We start from the raw sequence: 4,457 nt of genomic DNA, 5'->3' as shown, positions 1-4,457 counted from the left end.
ATTTCTTTTAAAAAAGTAGAATTTGTCATTATTGTTTCCTTGATTTGCGCGCAATTCCCCCGTGGCGTGAATCACGCTTGTGTTTAAAAATGGTTGGTTGTTAGAAAGTGCTTATACGCTCTGTCTTTTCCTAGGGATATGTTCGGCTTTTCTACTATAACTAATATGTGTGTTGCCTGAAATACATGTGTTACCACATACAACAGCTTCACCACCAATATGAGCTTTTTCACAAATTTTGGCATTGCCGTGAATTTCGGCTATTCCGTAAACTTGCGCATTATCGAAAATATGTGCATTGGATTCAACACAAGCGTTTCCAAAAACATTAGCATTTCCATAAATACGTGCATTACATGAGATACGTGCTCGTCCAAATACTTGTGCATTCTCATAAATTTGAGCATTACTGCAAACCTTTGCCTTATCCCTAACCCAACAATCGCCCTCATGAGAGAGGTTACCCTCATGCTCAATAAAACCACCAACGTCACCTTTCTTGACTCTTCCAAAGTCTCTCAATGCACGAATGCGGTGGAGAGTTTTGCCCCCAACTTCGATTGTTTCATCAGTCATTTCGTATTTTTTTTCCATGGTTTTACTCCTTTAAGTTAGATTCTGCCTTTGTCGTTCTTGCAAAAGAACGGCATTGCATTGTGTGGTGAATTTTTTGAAAAGGTGGCGTCTTTTAAAAACGCCTTTAGCTTTTAAAGCACATCACAAGGACGCAAACGGTGTTGTTTTTCGTAAGAACCATACATTGCATCATCATATTCGCGCTGTTTTATATCATCTAAAAAAAAACCGTATGCTGTGCTGTGTAGAATAAAATCGTGAGGAATGTTTCCGTTGAAACACTGCTCTTCACATTCTTTAAGATAGAATTCGGCAATATCTTCAGAGATATCTTCGCAACGATTAGTCGTTGGTTCTACGCGCAAAATTTGGACAGCATTATCGGTTTGGTCGATAAAATTGATAATGTCCTTTTCTTCTAAGAAAGGACCAGATTTAGCGAGATTTTGTTCTTCATTTTCGCAGATGACTAAGAGAATTTCATCAGAATTTATAAACACTGGTTTATTCACAAATGCCTCCATACAGCCTATTGGCAAAAGTTATTTTCTAAGATATGGAGTGAACATATTTTCGTTTTACGGTAATGTCAATATAAAAATACCGTATTACGAAAATTATTTTATTTAGATTAGTGTATTTTTTATAGATATTTGGAGATTTTATGAAAGGCTATAAGATTGCAAAAAGAAAATTTTCACAATTATCAAATGAAGAAAAAATAGCAACTATCGCTTTTTTGATTCGATTAAAGTATGAAGAAACGCTAAAGTTGCCCTCCGTTCTTCTTCATTGCAAGACGAATATAGATCATAAAAATCTTGATCTATTTTGCTTAAAGCCGGATACGGAGGATACTCCTTAAAGAAACTGTGTAGATTCACTAGCTCTTCTGCAGTGATATCACGGTAGGCTTTAGAGTCAGAGTCATCAATCGATAATAAGCGTGTAATAGATGATGGACTCAATCCTAAATGTTGCCCTAAAGCCTTACGGCTTCCATGCCCCATTTCATTTAATTTTTCATTAATCCACACTTTTATTAACTTTTGAAAATCCATTTTATTTTTCTCTCTTAAAATTATTAAATAATCAATGTTGCGTATTGCGAAAATTTTGTTTATATTTGCGTAATACGTAAATATATGACAGAAAATTTTGGATTACATGATTACTCCAGCAGTTACGATTATAAAGTATTTAGGCGGTGCAAAACGCGTGTCGTTGATTTCTCAATGCCATGTATCTGCTGTTTATAAATGGACTTATCCTTTTGAAAAGCGAGAGGGTAAAGGCGGCATTATACCAGCTAAATACCAAATTATGCTTTTAAATTATGCGCGAGATCATGGGATAGATTTGCGTCCAGAAGATTTTTTTTATCCCGAGCGCTTGCAGAGATTAATGCAAGAGCAACACCCCCCAATGTCGAAAATTTGCAAGAGCCGCGGTGTTGATCACACCGGCGATAGTTTGCAGCCTTAAGGAGATCAAAATGAGTTCGAATGAAATTTTATGGATAGCAGTGGTTTCAGTTTTGCTCTTAAGCGGAGTGATGTTTCGTATTGCATTGCATTATCGCGATCAAGTTAAAGCACTTAAAGAGCAGGTTCAAGATATTAAGAAAAAAATGAAAGAGAATGAGTTTAGGTATTTAAAGGAAAGCAAGCAGACAATTGATGAATGTGATGCGGATCTTGAAGAACGTGACAAGGAAATTAAACAACTGAAGCAAGAGATTGAAGAACGTGACGAGGAAATTAAACAACTGAAACAAAAGACTGAAGAGCATGAAAAGGCGTTCAGAAATGTAAGTGAAGTTGTAATGACACTCGAAGCAGATGTGCAATCACGTGATACGGAAATTAAAGAACTGAAGCAAGAGATAGAAGAACTAAAACAAAAGATAGATGCGTACCGAGAAGATTTTAAACGGAAAAGTGAAAAGATACGGACACTAAAAGAAGATGTGCAATCACGTGATACGGAAATTAAAGAACTGAAGCAAAAGATAGAAGAACGTGACGACAAGGAAATTGAAGAACGTGACAAGGAAATTAAAGAACTGAAGCAAGAGATAGAAGAACTAAAACAAAAGATAGATGCGTACCGAGAAGATTTTAAACGGAAAAGTGAAAAGATACGGACACTAAAAGAAGATGTGCAATCACGTGATACGGAAATTAAACAACTGAAGCAAGAGCTTAAGCCGCGTGATGAAGCAGTAAAAGCGCCGCCTCATAAGAATAAGAAGAGTAAGAAGAAGGGTAAGTGAGGAGTGGATAAGATGACAGTTAAAAAGAAGTATGAATCTACTGATGAAACAATCGAAGTTAATGGAGTTACGCTTCATCGTATACGTGCTTTAAGAAATTTTAGAGATGTGTACGCAGGTGCTCTAGGTGGCTTTATTGAAAATGAAAGCAATTTAAGTCATGAGGGAGACTGTTGGGTTGGGGACGATGCAAAGGTTTATGGTAGTGCTAGGGTTTACGGTCGAGCCAAGGTTTTTGGTAATGCCAACGTTTATGATAACGCTCATGTTTATGGCAATGCCATTGTTTATTTTGATGCTCAAGTTTTTGGTAATGCACATGTATACGGTACAGCAATAATTTGTGAAAATGCCCGTGTGTGTGGTGATGCATGGATTGATACAGGTTTTATTAGTGGTTGTGATTTAGTTAATAGTAGTAAAAAGAAATACGAACTTACAGACGATACAGTTGATCTCGGTCCTTTCAAGTTACACCGAATACGAGCATTGAGAAGCTTTGGAAAAGTAAAGAAAGGTGATTTAGGTGGCTGGGTAGAGAGTGAAGAGAACCTCAGTCACGAAGGTAATTGTTGGATTAGTGGTTTAGGGGCTGTTTTTGGTGGCGGCAGATTACGTGGTGATCACCTAGTTCCAAACTTTAATTACATTTCCAATACGACTTATAAATTGTCTATGTTAACACCACAACAATACATGGCATCTCTACCTTGGCACCGTAGAATATGGGAGCGACTCCGTTATTATTGGGAGTGCGGAATATGGCTTTAGCTATTAGAATTATTCATGAAGAGCTTTCTTTTAAATAGTTTATCAAACCACGTTTCGTTTTGCTGGTCTGTCCACCGGAAAAAACCAAGACAAAACTTGGTTTCAAGCGTTGCTTCTGGATCATTACATGAGGTGTGTTCAACTACAATGATTATAGGTTTTCTGAAGGACGGTTCTTTTGGGTGTATCTTAAACCAAAGAGTTAATTTACTTTTGGCTTTTATGCTAAAAAGATCAAAAAAACCCAAATGCTCTGGCTTTAGTTTTGGGTCTATTAAATCAATGTGCTTTGGAGTTTTTGGGATGACCTTTATTCCATTTCTATCTCTTTCAGAGTCTGTGATAGCTTCGTTAGGATCTGGGCGGCATACTTTATTAAATACAAACGGATATTCTTTGGGTATTTTGATATGATTTATCTTGATTATTTGATTTGTAGGATTGTGGATGATTAACTCTAGGTAAGTTTCAAGGTCTTGAGGATTATTTGGACTCATGTGTCCAAAAATTTCACGTACACTATAACTTTGCAATTTTTGTCCTAAACATCTTTCTTTTTGTGCTTTGTAGTTTGTATACAAAACAAAGCCTCCAACGGCTATACTAATGGTGGAAGAAAATAAATCATATATTGTTGGCATACTTCTCACATCTTTCTCCCCCCGCTTATGGGAAAATAGTAATCTTATAAAATACGTTTTGTATGGAGTGGCGCTGTGATTAACACGATTCTTTGTTTTGATCTAGGTACCAAAACGGGGTGGGCGATACGTGGTGCAAGTGGTGACATATTCAGTGGTACCGTGAATTTTCAATCGCGCCGTTTTGAAGGCGG

The 4,457-nt window shown here is 36.9% G+C and carries 7 protein-coding genes; 3 read left to right on the top strand and 4 right to left on the bottom strand.

Annotated elements, in window-relative coordinates:
* Positions 1-111: 111 nt before the first annotated feature.
* The 3 genes from ACFIO3_RS09155 to ACFIO3_RS09145 all read right to left on the bottom strand — a co-directional run bounded on the left by ACFIO3_RS09155 (position 112) and on the right by ACFIO3_RS09145 (position 1,637).
* The gene (locus ACFIO3_RS09155; protein ID WP_375704352.1) at positions 112-594 is read right to left on the bottom strand and encodes a hypothetical protein; all 483 of its coding nucleotides are present in this window, start codon (positions 592-594) and stop codon (positions 112-114) included.
* Positions 595-707: 113 nt separating this feature from the next.
* On the bottom strand, positions 708-1,088 hold the full coding sequence (locus ACFIO3_RS09150; protein WP_375607545.1) for a hypothetical protein: 381 nt from the start codon (positions 1,086-1,088) through the stop codon (positions 708-710).
* Positions 1,089-1,304: 216 nt separating this feature from the next.
* Positions 1,305-1,637 (bottom strand): hypothetical protein, encoded by a 333-nt coding sequence (locus tag ACFIO3_RS09145; protein WP_038473488.1) that lies wholly within the window; start codon positions 1,635-1,637, stop codon positions 1,305-1,307.
* Positions 1,638-1,743: 106 nt separating this feature from the next.
* Here ACFIO3_RS09145 and ACFIO3_RS09140 point away from each other — a divergent pair, with 106 nt between their 5' ends.
* The 3 genes from ACFIO3_RS09140 to ACFIO3_RS09130 are packed head-to-tail and all read left to right on the top strand — an operon-like array spanning position 1,744 to position 3,622.
* The gene (locus ACFIO3_RS09140) at positions 1,744-2,061 is read left to right on the top strand and encodes a hypothetical protein (protein WP_375609787.1); all 318 of its coding nucleotides are present in this window, start codon (positions 1,744-1,746) and stop codon (positions 2,059-2,061) included.
* Between the two features lie 10 nt (positions 2,062-2,071).
* Positions 2,072-2,851 (top strand): hypothetical protein, encoded by a 780-nt coding sequence (locus ACFIO3_RS09135; protein ID WP_375704351.1) that lies wholly within the window; start codon positions 2,072-2,074, stop codon positions 2,849-2,851.
* Between the two features lie 12 nt (positions 2,852-2,863).
* A complete protein-coding gene (locus tag ACFIO3_RS09130) occupies positions 2,864-3,622 on the top strand; it encodes a hypothetical protein (protein WP_375696162.1) in 759 nt (252 codons plus the stop codon).
* Here the strand turns inward: ACFIO3_RS09130 and ACFIO3_RS09125 are convergent.
* Complete coding sequence (locus tag ACFIO3_RS09125) at positions 3,619-4,263, bottom strand: hypothetical protein (protein WP_375664598.1); 645 nt, start codon at positions 4,261-4,263, stop codon at positions 3,619-3,621. The genes ACFIO3_RS09130 and ACFIO3_RS09125 overlap by 4 nt on opposite strands.
* Positions 4,264-4,457 lie beyond the last annotated feature (194 nt).

The sequence above is a fragment of the Bartonella sp. AD328YNZD genome, assembly GCF_042196425.1.
This window is presented reverse-complemented; position numbering and strand designations above follow the sequence as displayed.